An 18949-nucleotide genomic window follows, 5' to 3' on the forward strand; every position below is an offset into this window, starting at 1 on the left:
ACTGTTATATGAAAAGCAAGTCGGCTAAATTTAATGATTCCTGTATAAGTTTATTATTTTTGAGCAGACTTCAGCATCTATGAAAAACTTTCTTCTGGCGCTTCTTAGCGGGATCATTCTGGCAATTTCCTGGCCAACTTATGGATTTCCAATTTTCATATTTCTAGGTTTCGTTCCACTGCTTTATGCTGAATTTAAAATTCGCAACTATTCTAAAAGCAAGGTCAATCTGAAAGTTTTTGCTCTTTCCTATCTCACTTTCTTTATCTGGAATGTGATAACTACCTGGTGGATCTACAACTCGACTCCATTTGGTGGAGTTTTCGCCGTACTGGCAAATTCGCTTTTAATGTCTATAGTCTTTCTCTTATATCATATTGTAGCCAAGAGAACTGGGTTTAAAGCTGCTTCAGCATTCCTTATTAGCATCTGGATGGTGTTTGAGAAGATACACTTGAACTGGGACTTTTCCTGGCCGTGGCTTAATCTTGGAAACGTATTTTCAGAAGTTCCAGCATGGATTCAATGGTATGAATTTACAGGAACCTTTGGAGGAACACTATGGGTATGGGTCCTGAACATTGCGATTTTCAAATCCATTTTGTCATATCGTGAATTTAAAGACAAAGCAATCATCGCAAGGGCCGCGGTAAAGGTCTTGTTGCTTATTGGTATTCCAATGCTAATTTCTGGGTTCCTATACTGGACATACGAGGAACCTGAGGAATTTATAGATGTGGTCATCCTTCAGCCAAATATTAATCCTTATACCGAAAAATATAATACTACAGATCGAAAGATCGGGGAGCTCCTACTTGAACTATCTGCTAAAGCTGTGACCCCAGAAACAGATTTGATCATTGCTCCGGAAACTGTCTTTGCTGATGGCACTCAGTTGAAAAACCTCATCAATTCTGAAGGAGTATTTTATGGAGAGCAAATAAGCAGACTGGACGATGAATTATCCTTCATGGGAGGTATTACCTTGTATGAAAGATTCAATGATCCAGGGAAAGTCCGTAGACAATCCAATAGAATCGGTCCTAAGGATTGGTATGATGATTATAATTCGGCGTTTATGATCAGTGATCATTCAGATAGTTTACAATTATACCATAAATCGAAACTGGTCGTAGGTGTAGAGAATTTTCCCTACCAGGATATTTTAAAACCAATACTTGGAGATGTAATGATCGATCTTGGAGGTACGGTTGCCATGAAAACCACGCAGGAAGAGCGGGAAGTGCTTTATTTTGAGGACTCTCTGGGAACTGCACCAATCATTTGCTACGAATCGGTTTACGGAGAATATGTAACCGGGTATGTAGAAAACGGAGCGAATTTTCTAAGTATTATTACCAATGATGCATGGTGGGGTGACACACAGGGTCACCAGCAGCATTTAAGTTACGCGAGCTTACGTGCTATAGAAAATAGAAGATATGTGGCAAGAAGCGCCAATACTGGAATTTCAGCAATCATAAATTCCCGTGGTGATATTTTAAAAACTCTGGCCTATGAGGAGCGTGGCAGCATTTCAGGGCGAGTAGGAATCCAGAATGAGCTTACCTTTTACTCGCAATACGGAGATTATCTGGCAAGAATTGCCCAGTTTCTGGCTCTATTCATCTTCTTATTTTCCGTAGTAAAATATAACAGGAAAAGACCTGCGTAAGTGAGAAGGAAGTTTTCAGCTTCTTTCCATTTTCACTTCAACTGAAAACAAACAACTAACATCAGACTAGCTACACTTAATAATCATTCGACAACCCAGAACTTATAACAGACAACCTCTAACTTTTACTGTCCTCTAAAGAATAGTACCGTACTACAAGTTTTTAAAAGTATACTCAGATCGAGAAAGATTCCGCGATGTTTGATATAGTAGAGATCATACTGAAGTTTTTCAAGACTATCGTCATAGCAATCTCCATAGTTAGCCATCACCTGCGCCCATCCGGTTAAGCCGGGTTTAATGATATGTCGGGTATCATAAAACGGAATAAGTTCTGAAAGTTCATCCACGAAGACGGGACGCTCAGGTCTGGGACCGATCAAACTCATATCTCCAAGTAACACATTGTAGAACTGCGGAATTTCATCCAGCCTTGATCTACGCAGGAATCGGCCAAATTTGGTAACCCTCAGGTCTTTTTTCTGAGCAAATTGTGGTCCTGAAATCTCCGCATCCTTATTCATAGTTCGCAGCTTTACGATCTTGAAAACCTCCCCATTTTTTCCAACCCGTTCCTGAAAGTAAAAGGTCTTTCCTCGATTCGCGATGAGATTTCCGAGGATGATAAAGGGACTAAGAATTATTCCGATTAGTATTCCGAATATGGAAACAATGATATCAAAGCTTCGAAAGGCTAGCAGGTAAAATTTATTCTGGTGATTTCTACTGAAGGGGAAATAACGATAAAAGTCCTTGTCTACATTTTGAACCGGGATTCTCTGAGTGATCTCCTCATACACCTGCGAATAATCACGAATAGAAAACCCCTGCTTCTGAAGTGTGCTTAGTTGATTGTAAAGCGGCAACATCAAACCACGTTGAAATGCACTGGTCACAACAATTTCACTAATGTGTTCATCCTTGACCGTCTGCACAAGTTCTTCTACTTCAAATCTTAAAAGATCTGCTCTGGCTATATCAGTTTTTAAAGTCTCATCGGTATTGATATAACCAACTACAAAATAATTAGGATCAGCTTTTTGCAGGGATTCAGCAATCAACTTAATATCGAATGAATCGCCCACCACCAGCACCCGCTTATAGAATCTGGGACTTGAGATCAGGCTGATGTAAAGAGACCTCCAAATAAGCAGTGAAATGGCTACGGAAAGAAAGAAAAAGATAATCTGCAGTCGGTTTTCCGGCAAACTGGGAGTGAGAAACGGCGTTAACATATAGAACAGTACCGTAAGACTGGTAGTTAGCAGGACGTTTTTTAACACACTGTCAAACCGATCTGCCTTCTGAAGATCATAAAGTTCGAAAACATTTCCGAAGAAACTGAGATAAACTATAAATACCAGCGTCCATGTCCAGGTATCAGAATTAATTCTGAAGTAGTCAAACTGAAAAATTATTCCGACAATAGTAAGAGAAAGTAAGGCAAAGAGAATATCGAAAAGTTTTAATAGAAACTTTCGCTCAGAGATTTCAAAATGAAAAATAGGCTTTTTCGACATTGCGGCAGGGCTGGTAATGTGCCGATAAATATAGAACTTTTAGCTTAGCAAATCCAGCCATTGGTGTTTAACTCGTTCCCAATCGAAGTTCTCTATTTGGATTCTGGCATTTTTAGCTAGTTGAGCGCTAAATTCAGGCTCAGATATCAATTTAATGCAAGCATCGCTCATAGCTTTAGAATCACCTGGAGGTACCTGGAGACCGGTTACTTCATTTTGGATTAAATATGGCATACCACCTACGTTCGTCGAAACTACTGGAAGGCCTAGCGCCATGGCTTCGATTACACTCACCGGAGTATTGTCCACATTGGAGGTATTTAGAAAAATGCCGTAATCCACAGATAGCGAAATTAGATCAGGTTTAGAAAGTTTCCCAGGAAAGCTAACTTTCAGGTTATTTTCTTTTACATACTTCTTAAGTTCTTCCAGGCTCCCATCCTTATCAGGTCCTACCATACAAAGTTCGCTTTCTGGATAAAGATCTGATAAATTTTCCAGTACCAGAATGGCTAGTTTGGGGTTGTAAAGTTCTTGAAACGAGCGAATCCAAAGCAATTTTGGATTAATATGGATTCGATGCCGGAAAGTATAATTTTGAAGAGGAACAGCATTAGGAATGCAAACAAGATTCTGATAACCAAGCTCATCAAACTGCTGATAAAGGTACTCTGAAGGAGCCACTAATTTTGTGGCTTTCTGAAATAGATTTGTTACGTAAGTGCCAGAGGACCTAAGCCTGTTCGATAAATTACCCCCATGTAAAACAAAATAATAGTCTTTTCCTCTTAACCTGGCTATACTCCCGCAGAATTTTGCATAAATAAAATTTTGAGTGCTATAGGTATCAATAAGAACCTTTTGATAGTTACCAAATAAACAATAAAGGCACATCTCTAGAAGTCTCAGAAATTTGTTTTGAAATGTCGAGATCGATACAATTTGTAAACCTTCAGCTTTGAGCAAATCTGGTATGGTATCAACTGCCGTTGGAGTTCTCCCCAATTTTTCAAGTTTGTTGCCTATATAAAGAATTCTCTGCATCAGGCCAGAGCTTGATTCCAGTCATCTCTTACACAGCTCCAGTCAAATTCGTCTACTTTACCTTTAGCATTTTTACAGAGTAATACCCCTACTTCCGGGTTTTCCACAATGTCCTGAATAGCTACAGCCATTTGTTGAGCAGAACGATCCTGCACCAGGACTCCGTCCATGGAATGATCAATCAGCTGTGGCATTCCACCAACATTCGTGCTTACTACCACCAGGCCAAGACTCATAGCTTCTATAACACTTATAGGCGTATTATCCACGGTGGTGGTGTTAATGAAAAAGTCATAATGTTGAGATAAAGAGGACCAGTATTTCTTCTTTAATTTTCCGGTAAAACGAACATCAAGATCATATTTCTCCGCAAGTTTCTTACAGGTTTTCATCGTCCCGTCTTTTTCCGGGCCCACCATACAAAGACTTGCCTGTGGATATTTTTCAGAGATGATCTTCAATACTTCGATAGCCATAATAGGATTGTATCGCTCCTGGAAACGTCTTACCCACAGTAATTTAGGCTGAAAATTATCCCGCCTTTTAAACGGGTAGTTGGACGTTTTGATGGCGTTAGGAATGACCCTGGTATTTTGAAAGCCATGTTTTTCGAAAGCATCCTTTAAAAACATCGAGGGTGCTACATTAACCTTTGAATTCCCAAATAGACTCTCACTAAATGATTTAGATCTTTCCAGTCGTTCCGGAAGATTTCCACCATGTAAAATAGGAATATATTCAAGATTTGATAATTGGCAGGCCTTGCCAACCAGATAAGCATAATAAAAATTCAGGGCTCCGTAGGTATCGATAAGAACAATATCCGTGCTATTCTTATAACGTGCGATCAGCCCAAGCATTTCAGTAAGTCGCAAAGCCTTATTGGATCGCGTCGATGCAGTTTTGACCTCGTAACCTTCCTTCCTTAACATTTTACTGAAAAAAGAAATATATGTAACGGTAAAACTATTAATGCGCAAGTCGTTTCCTATGTACAGGATCCTTTTTTTCATCAACTATATATAATAAGGCGAGGCCATACACGAAACCAGGCAGGGCGATACGCATGGCAGAATGATTAATGGTTAAAAACCAGAATGCCATAAATGCTAAGAAATAATAATTATTTTTAAATTTTGTCCAAAATACGATGGGAACGCTAATAAGTATCAACAAAGCTACCAGACCAAGCATCCCATGTTCTGAAAGCAATCGGCTGATTTCATTATGCGATGCCGTCTCAGTCCCAGCCTCTTCACTACGGAATTTTTTAGCCTTCCCTACTCCAACTCCAATCACCGGACTATCATAAAATGCCAGCAATTCAGTCTCAATCAATTCAGCTCTACCGGTAGTGATATCAGATTTTAGCTCACCTGCAGCATTTCTGTTCGTATATCTGTAGGTAATTAGACCTTCTGTTTTAATGGCGGTAAAACTCCATATAACTACAGCCGACAAAAGTAAGAATATAAATTTTTTCGCAAGTGAACTTTTCTGAAAGTTGTTTTGTTTCTGATAGAAAATTAAAATAAAGGTAGCAATACAAATGACTGCTGTTAGCACACCACCTCGAGAAAAGGTTATAATCGCTCTGTAACTAAATAACGCCAATAGAATTACATCTACTAAATTCATGACCCGGTCCTTAAAAACGAATAACCTGGTGCAAACCAGGAATGCTCCTAATCCCATCACAGCTGATATCTGATTGGGACCATACCCGCCAGATGTGGCATAATTAGAATTGGTTCCGGTCATTAATGCTTCACCAATACTCGGGGTATAGAAAAATAAGTATGATAAGTTAGCAACCAAAGGTAACAGCAGCAAGAGCAACACATAGTTGAAATGATCGAATGTGATTTTTTTGTAGTAGCAGTAAAGGGCGGAAACACCCAGGCAAACAGGCCCGCTCAAATTAAATGCTATTGCTTTTCGAAATACCACATCATAATCGAGAGTAAAAGAAGCCACTACCACTCCGGGAAAAAGCACCAGCAAATAGATCCAGAAAGGTACCGTTTTAGAAGAGGTGCCTTTATAAAACATTCCAATTAAAAGAAAAAGAATGACCGAGTATTTACCGGTTTCATAGAAGATCATGGCTCCATTCATTCTGTAAAACACCTCTGCTCCGGCGATATAAGCTGCTGCCATTAACGCCTCATTATTCCGGTTGTTCTTTAAAATGATCCAGAAAAACAAGCCCACCCAGGTAGCGAGCAGTAAAATGGAAGCAGATGATCTCTGAAAATAAATTACAAATCCTATCAAAACATGCATTAGCACGAATTGTAAATAGGACATATAATTTATTTTTTTGATCGCCAATTGATTATTCTTTATTTATTACAACATTAAGAACTTTGGTAAAAATCGATAATTTCCGTCACATTCTTGGAAGCAGAATACTCTAGTTCGATATGATCGCGAAAAGATAGGGCTTTCTGCTTCAAATCTGGGTCCATATACATCGCTCTCATTGCCGCAGATAATGCAGCAAGGTTGTTGGATGGCACCTGGATTCCATGATCTCCCATTACTTCGGCACATTGCCCTACATTGGTATAAACAGCAGGTAAACCGGCTAAACCATATTCGAGTAAAGCAAGGGGTAATCCTTCAGAAATGGAGGAGAGAATTCCCACGTCGGCCTCATTAAGATAAGCATCGACATCTACCTGACTTCCGTAGTAAAATATAGCATCCCTAAGCTCGGAATTTTCGATTTTTTGGAGAACCCGCACGCTGTAATCGTCCTGAAAGTTTTTACCTAAAAGATGCAGACTTACATTCCCCAAGTCCAGTTTTTCAAATGCCTCAATAAGAGAGATCTGATCTTTTTGTGGACGAAGATTCGCCACGCAAATAAATTTAAAGTCGGTTGGTGAACCTTTGAGTAATGTAAAACCTCGGGGTTTCCTGGTCTTCGGAAGAATAAAATTTCGAATTACCTGAATGTGAGAACACTCAAGGTGAATTTTCGACCATTCTGCCAGTTTTTGATTTACAGCGATCACCCCATTGATATACCCAGACAATAACTTTAAAATTGTTTTCGGCCTATTTTCAAGGAACTCACTTTTACCGTAGTGATCATGCCAGACTAATCGGATTTTGCTACCCAGATAAATTTTAAGTAGAGTACAGAGAAAAATAGATGTGCTATGAGCATGGACAATACTTATTTGATGTTTTTTGACATATTTCAGTAATTTTCTGAAAGCCCAGAGATCAAGACTTGATCTTTTGTTCAGGAAGAGAAATCCAACCTCAGCTTTGATTTCATTGCGAAGAAGTCCTTCTCTACGCGTACAGCAAATATGTGAAGCTTCAATTTTACCAGCAAGCGCATTTGCACAGTTTACGGCCATTCGCTCTGCACCACCCGCATCCAGCGTATCGATCACCTGTATAACTTTCATAAAAATTTCCTGATCTCGGTTTCAAATCGTTCCAATGTATACTGCTGCGACCATTTTTGCGCATTTTTTGAAATCACTTTCAATTCATTTCTTTTTTCCAGTTTATCCAAAATAATTTTTTTTGCCTGGTCTAGATCTACAGGAATAATAATACCTCTTTCCCCTTCTCCCATCATACAGGAAACACAGGATACGTTGGTGGCAACAGGAATGCAGCCAAAAAACATAGCCTCAGCTACTGCCTTTGGCCAGCCTTCAGATTTGGAAGGCAGAACAAGAAAATGTGATTCCCGATAACGCTGCTTCAGCTCCTTCTTGTTTCTAAAACCCTCTATGCTAATAGCTTCTGAAAACGTTGAATTCTTTATATAATCTTCAAGCTCCTTCAGTAAAACCCCATTTCCATAGATTTTTAAACTTGCGTCAACACCTTGTGAAATTAATGCCTCTACCAGTTTAATTGCAATTAAGGGTCTTTTTCCCTCTGATAGGGATCCTACGAACATGAATTTTAAAGTCCCATCAAATTCTTTATTCACCGGAGCAATCTCCTCTTCGGAAAAGCTTGCAGTAAAAAAGGGAATGATGTTATCTGACTGATTTTTCCAATTACCATACACCAGAACTTTGATGTTGCGGGATAGAAAGCGATTATTCAGGATCCATTTCTGAAGTCTGTAACTAAGTGGTTGATCTGACTCAGGATCCCAGTCTCCTGCATACTTTACAGTTTTTGGTTTCTTCGGAAAAAAGACCTGAATGATGCAAGCTAAAAGCGAAATATTACCAGGACAGCGTAGATGAATATGATCTGCTTCCAGAAAGATTCTGTATATCTTGATCAAAATTAATGGAGTCCGGAAAAGTGATAATAGAATATTGGTTAATCCTTTAAAATTGAGTGAAGGTACCTCAGTAAACACAGGATCTTTAATGTAAGCGGTTTCACCAGCTAATGGTTTGAGATTAATTTTTGGAGCCAGAACCATAAATTCATCAACCCCATTTAACCATATATTCATTTCACTCATATAAGGTTCATACGAATAAAATTTTCCATTATATGCAACGTGTTCAATATAGGTAATGATCGCAAATTTCATAAACCACTTTCAGTTGAAAAGATCGTAAAAATTATACTTTAATGTACGCCAAATTTGAAAGGATTGCTCACCATTCAGGTTACGATCTCCATCATAAACCGTATAATATCGGTTTCCTACTGGTTGAATATCTAAATGATGCATCCCGCGATTGAACCATTCCACCTCTGGTACTTTTTGTAAAAATCTTTTTTCTACAAGTTCTAAAGATATTGTTTGCATAGACTCTTTCAATTTGTAGATCGAGATTCCTGAGCCATAACCATAAGTACGATCCTGAACAGGTAAGTACCAATCATCTTGAAACTTAAAAAAGCGGCCGCCGGGACGAGTTTCATTTCCCCTAGGACCATCAAATCTTTTCGATTCTTTCCATTCCCCGTGCAACGAATCACTCTCAAAAAACAGCTGATTCATATGATCGCCTACCGCTACTATTAGATTTTTCTCTAAAAGAATTGTTGCATCTTTTAATCTGCGATTTTTGATCAAGGTATCTGAAATTTGCCATTTCGTCGGGAAATCTATGGCTTTATAAAGCATAACATTTCCGCTTTGCTTGGTTTCCGGCAGCATGTAAATTTTATTTTTATGCCTGAAAACCTGAGGATAGGAAACATGGAATTCCTCATCTATAACTACTCCTTCGTACTCATAATCCATACCGTTAGCAGAAGTAAACAGCGCAATATCTGCATTACGCTGCCCTTTTAATTCCACAAACAAATAATAGGTATTATTTTCATAGATGAAAAAAGGATCGGCTATATAATATCCTTCAGAATTCAGGAATGTATCCACTTCCGCATAAGAGATTACATTCTTGTCATCGATATTCGGTTTTTCCAAAGATGCGCTAACAAAAGAAAATCCTACAGACCATCTTCCAATTTTGCTTGTAAAGAAGGGATAGTTATAATTCAGAAATAATATTCCGGAAACTATAATAAAAAAAAAGACCAGTAGAAGCTTTTTCATTGATAGCTTGTAGGTTTTGGGGCATTAATAAATAGACTGAACCATCCACTTAAACGACCTGCAGCTTCAAAGAAAGCTTCTTTTTTACTTTTTGAGGTAAGAACATTGGAGAACCTAATGCTAGTAAGCAGCAAAGCGGTGGCATGCCATTTTAGTGTAGCTTTTAAAGAGGGATTGGAATATTTAACACGCCAGACATAATATCCATTACGCAATACCATTTTACCGTATTTAAAAACATCTGGCCTACCAGCGGTATCATGATGATGCTCTAAACTGGCCGCAGTATTTACAAAAAGCTTTCCCTTTTTGGCCAGTCGAAGGGAAAAATCGGCATCCTCGTAAAGTCCGTAACCTTCAAAATATTCTGAAAATGATAATTTTTTAAAGATGCCTACCCGGTAAGAAGATATTCCTCCCATCATCATTTCCACTTCGTAGATCTTATTCGAGGGAGGTAGAAATGCAGTCGAATATCCATGAGAAAAATCGGGCATCATTCCTGGTGCTTTATCTGGAGCCAGCCCGAATTTTCTTCTCATTCCAAACCTTGATCCTTCCACTCTGCTCCAACCGTCGTAGGTAAACAGGTCTTTATCAGTTTCATCAGCATCTTCAACTTTCTGCCAGTCTGCATCATTACTGATATATCCTGAAACTGCCAGAGCTTCAGGTATAAGAATAAAAGTTCCAATAATTTTGCGTAAATAGTCTTTCTCCAGGATAACATCATCATCCAGAAAGCAAACAATATCGCAATCTATATTAAGTCTTTTTATTCCATAATTTCGCTGCCTGGTCAAACCTCGATCATGTTCATCAACCTTAAAATATTCAAGATTAAGAATTTGATTCGCTTCTAGCATCTTAGCCGTATTATTATCAGGCGATCCATCGATGATTAAGATACGATTTGGATAGAGTGACTGAGTTTGTACAGATCTCAGCAACCTCAGCAGGGACTCTGCTCTTTTATAGGTGCAAACGATCAGGTTAAAATTCAGTTTTGCTAAGTTCATCTCTATCTTCTTGTGCAATTGGATTGTTGTTGCAGTTCCATAGCTTTCTGCTCGCTTATCTCCCATCTTCTTTTCATCACTGATAAATACCGTATTGGGTTTTTTACCGACTGCCTGGAATAGAATTTTAAAAACAAATTTACTTTATATCCTCTCCGCATAATATTATTATAATGTCTATTCACCAACACCATAAATGTTGGAGATGGCTTAGGCTTTTGAAAAGAAGCTATTTTTTCATCCTGCATAACATCTCTGAATCCTCCTGAGCCAGCTTTAAGATGTTTCAGTATCATCTGAGGATGATAGATAATATCGCATCCGAGATTTCGCAATTTCATCCCATAATCATAATCCTCTCCAAATCCATGTTCAAAAGCCAGTGAGAAACTAACTTTCTTAACGAACTCAAAGCGTACGATGGACGAACATGTACTAAATCCTCCCCATTGCTTCATCTTTTGAAAAGTTACTTCCTCACCCTCTTGTAAACTGTTTAAATGAATAGCTGGTAAATTATACTTATTAATCTCTTGAACAGTGTCATACAATAAACGCTCGTTGAACCGAATATCATCATCTGCAAAGAAAACAAGATCTGATTTAACTTCCTTCAATGCTAAATTTCTGGCATTACAGGCACCCGTCTGATGAATAAAATGGTGTATGATTTGAAATGGCCATTCTTCCGTTTTCAAATAATTCAAATCTGAACTTGAGTTAGAGTTTGGATTCTGCTCAACAATGATCACTTTTTCAGGTTTCATTTGCTGATTTCTGAGATCGAACAGAACATTTTTTAGGTGCTGCGGTCTGCCCAGTGTAGGAATGATCACATCAATTATTTCTGAATCAGGAATGTTGTTGGATTCTGGTAACTTAGGTTGGGGCAGTTCTACATTCAGGCGGAAATAAGATGTTTTAAATAGAGCCTTCAGCAACGAAATCAAAGGGAACTTTCTTTCATATTTCAGAAAACAGAAGAACAAGATGAGAAGCCTAACTTTTTTGTAATGCTGACCAACGAAACTGAAAAGAACTGAAGTATTTCGAGTTGGTAGTTTTTTATTCTCTAGCTTACTTTGTACGAGAGCCGGATCACTATAACAAAAAAGAGAATTTTGCTGACCAGTTTTCGCCATGGAATTTAGTAAATAACCAAAGCTTTTAATATGTTTAAATCTACCCTCAAATTGCTGTGCTGTTTTTCCGTAGATACCTCCAACATCGGTGCTCATCCTCCAGGTTGGATATCTTACCTCCAGCTTTGGATTTATAAAAGGAAGTTGGTCAACATAGCCGATCTCATCTCCAATAAAATAATTCGCGACAGGGTAAGACGCCATGATTAAAGAGTGCGGGAAGATGTGAGAAATATTATGCTCTTCAAACTGTACGCTGTCCTCTTTCCATATAATGAGATCCTCAGGAAATTTGTCACAGAGTTGCCAGAAAACCTGGGTAAGATCACCAGTGAAATTGCTCAGTTCCTCAGCATTTCTGCTCACACTAACTAATTCCTCTGCCCTATGATGACTGATAATGATCACTTAGTTGATCTTTTTAAAACCTGTTTATAGAATTCCAAATTCTGTTGAGCTACCACTTCTGTAGCAAAATCCTGCTCCACTTTTTTTCTAGCTGCTCTCCCCATCAATTTTCTTAATTCAGGATTGTCTAAAAAGTTTACAATTTTTTCAGCAAAGCTATCATGATCCTTTGGATTTACGGTATAACCGGTCACTCCATTTTCCATTACCTCTGGTGCCCAGCCAACATCTGAAGTTACTAAAGCTTTCTCCATAGCCATGGCCTCTAACCAGGTCATTGGTAAAGCTTCCGCAAAGCTTGGCAGCACCACCAATCTACATGAATGTAAATAGTGAATCACTTCACTATAACTGACCTCTTGTATGTGTGAAAAATTTCGAGTTGCATCTGCGGTCAATCTTTCTCGAAAAAGCTCGAGAGTTGATTTGCCTTCAAAGACATCTATATTATCTTTCCCAAGAAGTATAAACTTAGTATCCGGTCTTTGTTCAGTCACTTTATTAAAAATTTCTGCCAGCTCCAACACTCCCTTTTTACGGATGATAGTTCCAAAATACAAGACCTGATTGTTGGTTTTCGACATATTTCCTGAGTTAAATTTGCCAACTTCAATGCTATTTGGAATGATGATAATACGCTTTTTGAGATCAAATATTTCCCTGGTTATTTCTGCCGTAAATTTGCTGACGGATACCAGTGCATCTGCATTTTTTAATGCTAATCCTTCAAACAATCGATTTTTCCATTTTTGTTTGCGAGAATCCAACTTACAGAAATAAGCATCACTTCCATTCATTCTAATCACAACTGGAACATTTAAAACCATAAAAGCAGTAATTCCCGTCCAATCAGGAGCTTCTATCAAATCTATTTGGTTCTCACTGGAAATTCGATTCAGATAGTTTTGGATATACTTCCTGTAAAAAAACCAGCCTCCAAATTTATATTTTCGTTGTCTTATCAAATGAAACTCAATACCATTCTCCCTAAATGCACTATCCGTTTCCTGCCCGTAAATTACCAGACTTACTTTTACACCCTTTTCTATCAAGGCATTAGCCATATTACTGATGCTTGTTCCCAAACCACCAGAGGAGTTAGATTGGGGATGTGGGTATTCTGGAGTCAGGTAAGCTATATGCATGATTTAGAATCACAGGTTTAAAAGGGCCGCGTGGTCGCCCACCATTTTGTCAAGATAATAGTTTTCTTCCACTACTTTGTGAACAGGTTTTGAAATAGTCTTTTTTTTCGCAAGTATTTCCTCGATCATTTTTGAAAGCTCCAGCACATTTCCGGCTTCAAATATAAATCCATTCTGTCCAGCAACAATGACTTCTGTATTTCCCCCTACCGGAGTGGTAATCACCGGAACGTTGGAAGCCAGGCTTTCCAGGATAGATAAACTGAAACATTCCATATATGTTGGCTGAAGCATATAAGAATAATGCTGAAAAAGATCTGGCAGATCTGGTGAACTTCCTTTAAAATTGAAATGCTCCATCAAATTACTGTTTTTTACCACCTCCTTCAGCTCCTGTTCCATGGGACCTTCACCGAAAATATCGATTTCAATCATGTTTTTAAATTCTGTCGGCAGGATAGCTACGGCATGGATCAGATCCTGTATTCCTTTTGAAGGTCTTAAATGCGAAGCCACAATAAATTTTCCAAAGTTTTCTTCAGTACGTTTTTTATAAACACCTGTGTCAATACCATTGTAGATCACTTCAGTTTTAGAACGAAGCCCGTGACCATAGTCGTTTAGAATTTGATCTCGCGTATAATTTGAAACTCCAACAAAGCGATCGATATATTTTGAATTAAGCCTGCCTTTCAGTTTATTCTTCAATCTCTTTTTTATTGGAAAACCGTTTAAGGGTCTTGGGTTATGATCAACAGAAATGATATAAGGCTGCCCATTGTTCTTAACCTCTCTAAAAAACGACGTGCACAATTCTACAAAATGAGTCACTATAAAGTCAAATTCCCGCTTTTCTTTACGCTGAAAATTTAAGAAGCAATTTTCTACCGAAAAGTCTGGGCAAATTTCGATATCCAGATCTTTATAAAAACTAAATCGCTTACCGCCAGAAAAAAACCATTTGACAACGCATCCCTGCGCTTTACATTTTCGATCATAAGCAACGAAAAAACGGTCCATCCCGCCTATTCGGGAAGGATTCAATTTGTAATTGCATACTACCGCCACCTGCTTCATACCAGTGTTTTTAATGCTTCTGCAATTCCTTCACTGGTACTTTCTAGGGGTTTGCCAATCTGCAGCTTGATAAGCCCGCGTTGCGCTGTTAATCTCGCCTCTGGATTTTCCAGACTAAAATTTATCGCCTCGATCAATTCTTCAGCAGTTTTAGCAATTGCTACGGCACCGCTTTCCACGACCCGTTGATAATGAGCATATTTCAGAAATCGCTGATCATCATAAAGTCCGTTTTTCGTATTCCCAAATACCGGATTAATGATAGGTTTATCGAAAAGCATGAAATCAAGGCTCATGGTAGAACACATATTGATGCCAAGATCTGCATATTCCAGGATCATGCGCAGGTCTTGCAGATCTGTTTTGGTAGGAACACGCTGGGACCAAAGCTCTGCATGATCCTGCCTGGTTTGTTTCCATTGCGGATAGTTCCATTTTATAAATGAAAATTTCTCCGCTACATATCGAAACCTGTGTGGCTCTTCCGCAGGAGATGTACGAACCAGAAAGTTTACTGATTTATCTAATTGATTGGTTTGAATAGCTTCCGCAATCGTTTCGATATAAATTGGATCATTGGCGCTAGTGGAGACATCACCACAACTAAAGCAAATGGTGCTTAGATTTTTATCTAAATCAAAGCGAGTGGCAAACTCTTCTTTCGAACTGCTGTATTGATTCATCACATAAGGTTCAAATTGTGGCGTTCCTACGATACTGATCTGCTCTTTGGAAACTTTCTTATAGAACTGAAGGAGTTCACTTCTCATTAGGTCGCTCCAGACAAGATAATGATCAAAATCGCCAGCCATTCGGCCTTTTGAAGCCAGGTTATCCCAGCTAAAAATAAAACTACAGGTTTTAATCTCCTTTTTTTCTGATGCAAAGATCAAGGGTGCAATATAAGGCGGGCGCTGATGGGTGAAAAACAATACAGATGGATTTAGCTCCAAGAGAGCTTGTTCAAATATTTTGACTGTCTCCGATTTTGCGAAGCTCTTTTGCTGAAGCCGGTAATATTTCCCGATCCATTTTTCAGAATGTAATTTTACGGTTACCTGGTAAATTAGCCTGGTAAGTTTCGCTCTTCTGGAAGAACCACCGTTGTAATTGGTCTTCAAATTATCCTCAATCCCGAAATTGCCAGCGGCATTGTTACGAAGATGGGCGATTTCCTTGGCTTTTCTAAAGAACCAGGTTGTCCCTTTTTCCTGGGTAGTGGGAAGTTCAAATACTATGATATCAGAAGAAATAACATCCTTGTAGGTCTTTTTTGGAAGCGCAGAAAAAATCACTACTCTTGCAAACTTTTGCTTTGCCTGTTTTAGAAAATCGCTGAGTATAAAATTCCGAAATCCTACCCCGTCAGTGATCACCAGGCCAAGGGTTTGCTGACAAGTTTTTGAATTTCCTTTATGGGTAGTATTTGCAGACATTCGCTAGATTTCCTTGAATTGTTTCTGATGATTTAAATCCCATATTTGCTTACTTTTTAAGGTATTCAGAAATAATACAGCGCTATCTCCTTTACCGAACTCTATCGAAGCATCAAACGCTACACTTTTAGTGGCAGATGATATAGCCTTCAGAATTTCTTTTTTACTATAATCTATATTGATTATTTCAGAATTTTTGCTTCGGTTATTTTGCCTGCTCCCAAGATTGATCGCAGGAATATTATAAAATGGAGCTTCTCTTACACCTGCACTGCTATTACCTATGATGAATTCACAATTTTTAAGTAAGCTTAGAAAATATTCGAATCTAAGGGAAGGAATAATCCTGAAGCGATGATCTGGTTTGAGTATACGATTATATTGGGAAATGATCTTGGAACTTCCAAGATCATTGTTAGGATAAATTACGACAAAGTTTTTATCGCTCTCCTGAAGAGTATCCATTAGTACATCTAGTTGATTTTGTAGTTCCTCAATTTCAGTAGTAACCGGATGGAATAGTAGTATGGCATATTCACCAAATTCAATTTCATAATAATCTTTTACGGTTTGAATATCTGGTAGTTTTTCCGAAGCCATTACATCAATATCCGGCGAACCTATCTCAAAAATCGATTCCTCAATTTCGCCCATTTGAATAAGACGGTATCCGGCTTCCTGATTAGCCACAAAATGGATATGGCTTAATTTGGATACGCTGTGTCGCAACAGTTCATCTATGGTACCAGAGATCTCTCCACCCTCAATGTGTGCAACCAGGATATTATTTAAAGAGCCTACAATTGCCCCGGCTAAAGTCTCTATGCGATCTCCATGTACTACGATCAAATCTGGATGAACATGGGTGGCGTATTGTGAAAGACCCTCGATGGTTTTTGCCAGGCTAAGATCCATCGTCGTTTCTTTCGTTTGATTCTGAAATGTATGAATATTGGAAAAGTTACAGCGTTCTATTTCCAGAAGTGTCAACCCATACTCGTACTGCATATGCATTCCAGTTATAAACAGGAATACTTCAAATCCTGGTTCCTGTTCGAGGATCTGGATTAGTGGTTTTACTTTACCAAAATCTGCTCTGGTCCCGGTAAGGAATAGCACTTTTTTCATTTTAAAACTTTAATTTAAAATCGATAATATCATAAGGTTGTAGCTGGCGATCATTGCTAATATTTCTCGAAGCTTTTTTTCCTATAACTTCGCTGAAAGCAGAAGCAGCAATCCCCCCTTTTCCCGGTCTTTTTACCCAGATATTATCTTTGGTGAAAATTTCGCCTTCTTTTACAGGCTTGATAGTACAAATGGAAGCAAAAGCAAAATCTATGGTCACCTGTTCTTCTTCAGAAGCTTTTTTGCTTCCACCCCTCATCAGAGCGATTTCTGAACTATCAATTATTAAACTTTTACAGGCTTCTTCATCCATACTACAGGCGATATCGGGACCGGTTCGATGCAGATGATCGGTAAAATGTCGTTCAAGGATCGATGCTCCTAAAGCAACCGCTGCCAAACAGGAATTATTATTCAGCGTATGATCAGAAAGGCCGAAAACTTTTTTAGGAAATGCTGCGCTTAATTGCTGCATAGCTCCAAGTCTTACCAAATGTGGTGGAGTTGGATATAGGTTGGTGGTATGAAGCAAGGCCACAGGAACCCTGGCCTTATCAAAAATCGCAACGGCCCTTTTGATAGCTTCGATATTATTCATACCGGTACTTAAAATAACAGGTTTACCGAAGTTAGCGATATGTTCCAAAAGAGGATAGTTATTGCATTCACCACTGCCAATTTTAAAGGCCGGAACCTCAAAATTTTGCAATCTGTTGGCTGCAGCTCTTGAAAATGGAGTGCTTATAAAGATCATTCCTTGCTTTTCCACATAATTTTTAAGCTCAAGTTCATCCTCTTCATTCAATGCACAACGCTTCATGATCTCGTAGATGGAAATATCAGCATTTCCCGGAATGACTTCACGGGCTTCACTACTCATTTCATCTTCCACGATATGAGTTTGATGCTTGATCATTTCTACCCCAGCCCTCCTGGCCGCATCTACCATTTCCTTGGCAATTTTGAGAGAACCCTCGTGATTGATACCTATTTCTGCAATGACCAAAGGCGGAAAATCCTGGCCAATTTTACGACCTGCAATTTCAATTGAAGGATTCATTGATTATCTATTCTGTTCATTAAAAATTCAGCATAGTCGAAATCTACCTGTTCATCTATGTCTACCTCTGCAAATGGATGATCCACAATGTAAGGAAAACTGTTTTCATCCATTAATTTCCCATTCTTAATCATATCAGCTTTGGCAATATAAAGAAGTCCGTTTTCATAATAAAGCGGTTCCAGCTCCTGACTTCTTTGACCAAAGGTATAATTGAATGGCTTAAAATTATCGTTTTCAATTTTGCCGAATTTTCTATGATTTCTACTTACAGTAAAAAGACTTTCAGAGTTTGTATCCAATATAGTTTTCCAGCAATCAATTAAAAGATTTTTCGGCCTTAAGGGATTTGTTGGTTGCAGTAAAATAACAAAATCATAAGTTTCGTTTATATTTTCCAGAACGTGTTGTAGTGCAGAAAGTGTGGTTGCGTTATTTCCTGCAATACACGCAGGACGATTTATAACCTGAATACCTTCAGTAAGACCTAAGCCTTTAATTGCAGGATCGTCTGTAGAAATAATGATCTTATCTATGATATCAGGGTTGAGACTCGCATAATTTACACTATGCTCAATTAACGGAATACCACCCAAGACTTTCTTGTTTTTTCCGGGTAATCTTTTGGAACCGGCGCGAGCCGGGATAATAGCTAAACTTCGATATTTTAAGTTATTTTGCATAGCTAAAAAACTTTTGGAAATTTGTGCAGACTTTTTGTTAAAGAAAGTAGTTTTATTTAATATAAAGTAATGTATGGAAAACTTCAGCTTAAAATATTGAGTG

16 protein-coding genes are annotated in these 18949 nt (G+C 38.4%); 1 reads left to right on the top strand and 15 read right to left on the bottom strand.

Annotated elements, in window-relative coordinates:
• The first annotated feature begins 79 nt into the window (after positions 1 to 79).
• Positions 80 to 1675 carry an apolipoprotein N-acyltransferase gene (gene lnt, locus ACNKXS_RS00100; protein WP_417919097.1) on the top strand — a complete coding sequence of 532 codons (1596 nt, stop codon included), beginning with the start codon at positions 80 to 82 and terminating at the stop codon, positions 1673 to 1675.
• Between the two features lie 125 nt (positions 1676 to 1800).
• On the opposite strand, the gene ACNKXS_RS00105 is transcribed toward lnt, so the two are convergent.
• The 15 genes from ACNKXS_RS00105 to ACNKXS_RS00175 all read right to left on the bottom strand — a co-directional run.
• Positions 1801 to 3195: a sugar transferase gene (locus tag ACNKXS_RS00105; protein WP_417919098.1), complete on the bottom strand. Its 1395-nt coding sequence runs from the start codon at positions 3193 to 3195 to the stop codon at positions 1801 to 1803.
• A gap of 39 nt (positions 3196 to 3234) precedes the next feature.
• A complete protein-coding gene (locus ACNKXS_RS00110; protein WP_417919099.1) occupies positions 3235 to 4239 on the bottom strand; it encodes a glycosyltransferase family 4 protein in 1005 nt (334 codons plus the stop codon).
• A complete protein-coding gene (locus ACNKXS_RS00115) occupies positions 4239 to 5171 on the bottom strand; it encodes a glycosyltransferase family 4 protein (RefSeq protein WP_417919100.1) in 933 nt (310 codons plus the stop codon). The genes ACNKXS_RS00110 and ACNKXS_RS00115 overlap by 1 nt, the downstream gene beginning before the upstream one ends.
• 37 nt (positions 5172 to 5208) lie before the next feature.
• Positions 5209 to 6549, bottom strand: a complete 1341-nt coding sequence (locus tag ACNKXS_RS00120; RefSeq protein ID WP_417919101.1) for an O-antigen ligase family protein — start codon at positions 6547 to 6549, stop codon at positions 5209 to 5211.
• A 50-nt stretch (positions 6550 to 6599) separates the two neighbouring features.
• Entirely contained in the window at positions 6600 to 7667 is a 1068-nt protein-coding gene (locus tag ACNKXS_RS00125; RefSeq protein ID WP_417919102.1) for a glycosyltransferase, read from the bottom strand.
• Positions 7664 to 8770, bottom strand: a complete 1107-nt coding sequence (locus ACNKXS_RS00130) for a glycosyltransferase family 4 protein (RefSeq protein ID WP_417919103.1) — start codon at positions 8768 to 8770, stop codon at positions 7664 to 7666. Before ACNKXS_RS00130 ends, ACNKXS_RS00125 begins: the two co-directional genes overlap by 4 nt.
• 9 nt (positions 8771 to 8779) lie before the next feature.
• Entirely contained in the window at positions 8780 to 9748 is a 969-nt protein-coding gene (locus ACNKXS_RS00135; protein ID WP_417919104.1) for a glucosamine inositolphosphorylceramide transferase family protein, read from the bottom strand.
• Complete coding sequence (locus tag ACNKXS_RS00140; RefSeq protein WP_417919105.1) at positions 9745 to 10767, bottom strand: glycosyltransferase family 2 protein; 1023 nt, start codon at positions 10765 to 10767, stop codon at positions 9745 to 9747. Before ACNKXS_RS00140 ends, ACNKXS_RS00135 begins: the two co-directional genes overlap by 4 nt.
• 2 nt (positions 10768 to 10769) lie before the next feature.
• On the bottom strand, positions 10770 to 12317 hold the full coding sequence (locus ACNKXS_RS00145) for a glycosyltransferase family 2 protein (protein ID WP_417919106.1): 1548 nt from the start codon (positions 12315 to 12317) through the stop codon (positions 10770 to 10772).
• The gene (locus tag ACNKXS_RS00150; RefSeq protein WP_417919107.1) at positions 12314 to 13462 is read right to left on the bottom strand and encodes a glycosyltransferase family 4 protein; all 1149 of its coding nucleotides are present in this window, start codon (positions 13460 to 13462) and stop codon (positions 12314 to 12316) included. Before ACNKXS_RS00150 ends, ACNKXS_RS00145 begins: the two co-directional genes overlap by 4 nt.
• A gap of 9 nt (positions 13463 to 13471) precedes the next feature.
• Complete coding sequence (locus tag ACNKXS_RS00155; RefSeq protein WP_417919108.1) at positions 13472 to 14539, bottom strand: glycosyltransferase family 4 protein; 1068 nt, start codon at positions 14537 to 14539, stop codon at positions 13472 to 13474.
• The gene (locus ACNKXS_RS00160; protein ID WP_417919109.1) at positions 14536 to 15975 is read right to left on the bottom strand and encodes a hypothetical protein; all 1440 of its coding nucleotides are present in this window, start codon (positions 15973 to 15975) and stop codon (positions 14536 to 14538) included. Before ACNKXS_RS00160 ends, ACNKXS_RS00155 begins: the two co-directional genes overlap by 4 nt.
• Before the next feature lie 3 nt (positions 15976 to 15978).
• Positions 15979 to 17103, bottom strand: coding sequence for a UDP-N-acetylglucosamine 2-epimerase (neuC, locus tag ACNKXS_RS00165; RefSeq protein ID WP_417919110.1), 1125 nt, complete (start codon positions 17101 to 17103; stop codon positions 15979 to 15981).
• Between the two features lies 1 nt (position 17104).
• Entirely contained in the window at positions 17105 to 18163 is a 1059-nt protein-coding gene (locus ACNKXS_RS00170) for an N-acetylneuraminate synthase family protein (protein ID WP_417919111.1), read from the bottom strand.
• Positions 18160 to 18949: acylneuraminate cytidylyltransferase family protein (locus ACNKXS_RS00175; RefSeq protein WP_417919112.1), on the bottom strand; the 790-nt coding region annotated here is incomplete at its 5' end. The genes ACNKXS_RS00170 and ACNKXS_RS00175, both read right to left, overlap by 4 nt.

Origin of the sequence: Christiangramia marina, from assembly GCF_048285865.1 — a bacterium.
GTDB lineage: Bacteria > Bacteroidota > Bacteroidia > Flavobacteriales > Flavobacteriaceae > Christiangramia > Christiangramia marina.

What these genes read in the sequence shown, in the direction of transcription:
- lnt (WP_417919097.1), top strand. Translation starts at nt 80, where the DNA reads ATGAAAAACTTTCTTCTGGCGCTTCTTAGCGGGATCATTCTGGCAATT.
- ACNKXS_RS00105 (WP_417919098.1), bottom strand. Translation starts at nt 3,195, where the DNA reads ATGTCGAAAAAGCCTATTTTTCATTTTGAAATCTCTGAGCGAAAGTTT.
- ACNKXS_RS00110 (WP_417919099.1), bottom strand. Translation starts at nt 4,239, where the DNA reads ATGCAGAGAATTCTTTATATAGGCAACAAACTTGAAAAATTGGGGAGA.
- ACNKXS_RS00115 (WP_417919100.1), bottom strand. Translation starts at nt 5,171, where the DNA reads ATGTTAAGGAAGGAAGGTTACGAGGTCAAAACTGCATCGACGCGATCC.
- ACNKXS_RS00120 (WP_417919101.1), bottom strand. Translation starts at nt 6,549, where the DNA reads ATGTCCTATTTACAATTCGTGCTAATGCATGTTTTGATAGGATTTGTA.
- ACNKXS_RS00125 (WP_417919102.1), bottom strand. Translation starts at nt 7,667, where the DNA reads ATGAAAGTTATACAGGTGATCGATACGCTGGATGCGGGTGGTGCAGAG.
- ACNKXS_RS00130 (WP_417919103.1), bottom strand. Translation starts at nt 8,770, where the DNA reads ATGAAATTTGCGATCATTACCTATATTGAACACGTTGCATATAATGGA.
- ACNKXS_RS00135 (WP_417919104.1), bottom strand. Translation starts at nt 9,748, where the DNA reads ATGAAAAAGCTTCTACTGGTCTTTTTTTTTATTATAGTTTCCGGAATA.
- ACNKXS_RS00140 (WP_417919105.1), bottom strand. Translation starts at nt 10,767, where the DNA reads ATGAACTTAGCAAAACTGAATTTTAACCTGATCGTTTGCACCTATAAA.
- ACNKXS_RS00150 (WP_417919107.1), bottom strand. Translation starts at nt 13,462, where the DNA reads ATGCATATAGCTTACCTGACTCCAGAATACCCACATCCCCAATCTAAC.
- ACNKXS_RS00155 (WP_417919108.1), bottom strand. Translation starts at nt 14,539, where the DNA reads ATGAAGCAGGTGGCGGTAGTATGCAATTACAAATTGAATCCTTCCCGA.
- ACNKXS_RS00160 (WP_417919109.1), bottom strand. Translation starts at nt 15,975, where the DNA reads ATGTCTGCAAATACTACCCATAAAGGAAATTCAAAAACTTGTCAGCAA.
- neuC (WP_417919110.1), bottom strand. Translation starts at nt 17,103, where the DNA reads ATGAAAAAAGTGCTATTCCTTACCGGGACCAGAGCAGATTTTGGTAAA.
- ACNKXS_RS00170 (WP_417919111.1), bottom strand. Translation starts at nt 18,163, where the DNA reads ATGAATCCTTCAATTGAAATTGCAGGTCGTAAAATTGGCCAGGATTTT.